This window comes from Pseudoalteromonas sp. MER144-MNA-CIBAN-0113 (assembly GCF_040308965.1).
In the GTDB taxonomy this organism is placed as follows: domain Bacteria; phylum Pseudomonadota; class Gammaproteobacteria; order Enterobacterales; family Alteromonadaceae; genus Pseudoalteromonas; species Pseudoalteromonas tetraodonis.
This window is the reverse complement of record NZ_JBEOOG010000146.1, coordinates 1-2,540: the sequence shown is the minus strand read 5'-3', so window position 1 is coordinate 2,540 and position 2,540 is coordinate 1. Positions and strand designations below refer to the sequence as shown.

The 2,540-nt window shown below is 44.6% G+C and carries 2 protein-coding genes; both read right to left on the bottom strand.

Annotated elements, in window-relative coordinates:
• Window positions 1-80 precede the first annotated feature (80 nt).
• Window positions 81-836 carry an IS21-like element helper ATPase IstB gene (gene istB / locus AAEY57_RS19010; protein ID WP_024603886.1) on the bottom strand — a complete coding sequence of 252 codons (756 nt, stop codon included), beginning with the start codon at window positions 834-836 and terminating at the stop codon, window positions 81-83.
• A gap of 14 nt (window positions 837-850) precedes the next feature.
• Window positions 851-2,395, bottom strand: a complete 1,545-nt coding sequence (istA, locus tag AAEY57_RS19005; protein ID WP_350608556.1) for an IS21 family transposase — start codon at window positions 2,393-2,395, stop codon at window positions 851-853.
• Window positions 2,396-2,540: the final 145 nt, after the last annotated feature.

The following is a 2,540-nucleotide window of genomic DNA, read 5'->3' as shown; positions in this document are numbered from 1 at the left end:
TGCGTATTCCGGTGATGGTGAACACCGATTCCGGTTTTATCGTGAACACTTAAATTCCACGCATTGGGTTCATGACATTTTTAACCTAAGTGTTCACGATGGTCAATTTTAGATTGAATTTTTCTCATAGACTCCCCCTTTAATTTTATCCGATGAGCATTGTGCATTAGTCGATCTAAAATGGCATCGGCTAAGGTATTATCGCCGATGGATTGATGCCATTCTTCGGTGGGTAATTGACTGATGATGGCGGTTGATGAACTGCCGTGCCTATCATCCATGATCTCCATTAAGTCATTTCGTTGTGCCGCTTTAAGTGGCTCAAGCCCCCAATCATCTAAAACGAGTAAGTCGATCTTAGCGAGTGACTGTAACATTCGACTGTAAGTGCCATCTGCTTTGGCTTGTGTCAGCGCAAGCATCAACCTTGAGAGTCGGTAATATTTAACGCTGTAGCCTTTCATGCATCCTGTATGCGCAAGCGCACAAGTGATATAGGTTTTACCGCTACCGCAAGGGCCTGTGATGAGTAAGTTTTGTGATTTATTCAGCCAATCACATTGCAGTAGTGATGCCATCATCGATTGATTGAGACCTCGCGGGTGATGATAATCTATGTCTCTGGCGTTAGCGGCTAATTTAAGTTTTGCCGCTTTAAGTAAGCGTTGTTGTTTTCGGCTCTCTCGGTCTTGGGCTTCACTGTCTGCTAGCAGTTGTAGTCGCTCATCGAAGGACAACCCTTCATAAGTACTTGGTTGTTCTATTTGGCTCACTAAGGCGTTGGCCATACCACTGAGTTTGAGTTGACGAAGCTGAGTTATCGTTTGTTCTAACATAGAATTTCCTTACCTTAATGGAAGCTTTTAGGACCACGGATATTTTCATGGGATTGTGGCAATAACGTCGACGGCTCTTCTTGCGTTCGCGGCAATTTATCTTGGTTGCTACTGAGTATGTCTTTGATATGTTTTAACCGATATAAACTGTATTGATTGGCTATCGCACAGGCGTTATTGAGCCGATCGGCGGGATAGCTTCTTGATAGGTTGAGTAAGCCTAAGCACACACGATACGCTTGTTCTTCATGTTGTTTCTGTGCCAATTGTGCTTTCACCCAGAGCAAAACGTCATCTCCAATATCTTTCGCCCAATTCATTAAACGCCCTGGTGACCATTTATGATGCTTCTCATGCTTTACAGGCATGTGCTCGGATGTGGTGGTCATGCCAGGATGATATTTTCTCGGGTGACTGGTGATGCGTTTATGCTTGAAATAAGCCTCAATCAAGTTGTCTTTGGCATGAAGTTCAAGCTTTTCACCCACCAAGTGATGGGGTACCGAGTAAAGATGGTTATCATACTGAACGTGATAATCAATATTCACTTTGACGTGTTTAATATCCGTGAATTGATAAGCTAGTTTGGACATGGGCGCGAGGGCGGGTTTGTCGATTGACTCGAACCATGATTGTCGTGTCCCACTCAGTTGCTTAAAGGGCTTATTATTGACCTCAAGCAGTAAGGCTTTGATGCAATGGTTTAGCTCAGCTAATGAGAAAAAGGTTTGGTGTCGTAACTTGGCGAGTATCCAGCGTTCAATGATTTGCACGCCCACTTCGGCCTTGGCTTTATCTTGTGGTTTTCTGGGACGAGCAGGCACAATCACGGTGCCATAATGCGCGGCCAATTGCTGATAACTCGGGTTAACATCAGGGTCGTAGCGACACGCTTTACTGACACCACTGCGTAAATTATCGGGGATAACCATGTCAGGTATACCGCCGATAAATTCAAATGCTCGCACGTGACTGCCGATCCAGTCGGGTAGACTTTGGCTCCAGGTTGCTTCACAAAATGTATAATTTGATGCGCCCATCACCGCCACGAATATCTGGGCGAACTTCACTTCACCCGTCGCATTACAAACAATGGGCATCGTTTGACCCGCATAATCGACAAAGAGTTTTTCTCCTGCTTTATGCACTTGTCGCATCGAACGTTTTTGCTTTTTAAGCCAGGTCATATAGCGATCGCAGAACTGAGAATAGCTGTAACAACGATTCGGATATTGCTGAGTATATTCTTCCCAGAGTAAGTTCTTGGTGACGCCTTTGCCCGTTAATTCTTTTCGAATGGCAGGCCAATCTGGCACTTCAAATCGCTGGGATGGCCGAGTGTCGGCGCGAGGATAGAACTGACTAGCAAGCACAGAATCATCAAGCTCGTCGGGCAGTGGCCAACTTAACGATAAAGCTCTGGCTTTAGTGAGTAGTTTTTGAATACCACCGACACTGATCTTAGTGCTGGCACTTATTTTTCTGACACTGAGTTGGGCAGCAAAATGTAGCCTCAACACTTCTCGAATTTTACGCATTGTGATCCTCTTAGTCGCCATATCCCTTCCTCAGTAATACAAAAAGGAAATAGCTTAACAAAGTAATTAATAATCAATGCGTTGAAATTGTACTGGTTTGGTGTGAACACCGATTCCGGAAAATCAGTCAAAAGTGTTCACGATAAAACCGGAATGAGCGTTCACG

Bases quoted from the DNA above. Each gene is read 5' to 3' on its own strand.
- istA (WP_350608556.1), bottom strand. From the start codon at position 2,395: ATGGCGACTAAGAGGATCACAATGCGTAAAATTCGAGAAGTGTTGAGG.
- istB (WP_024603886.1), bottom strand. From the start codon at position 836: ATGTTAGAACAAACGATAACTCAGCTTCGTCAACTCAAACTCAGTGGT.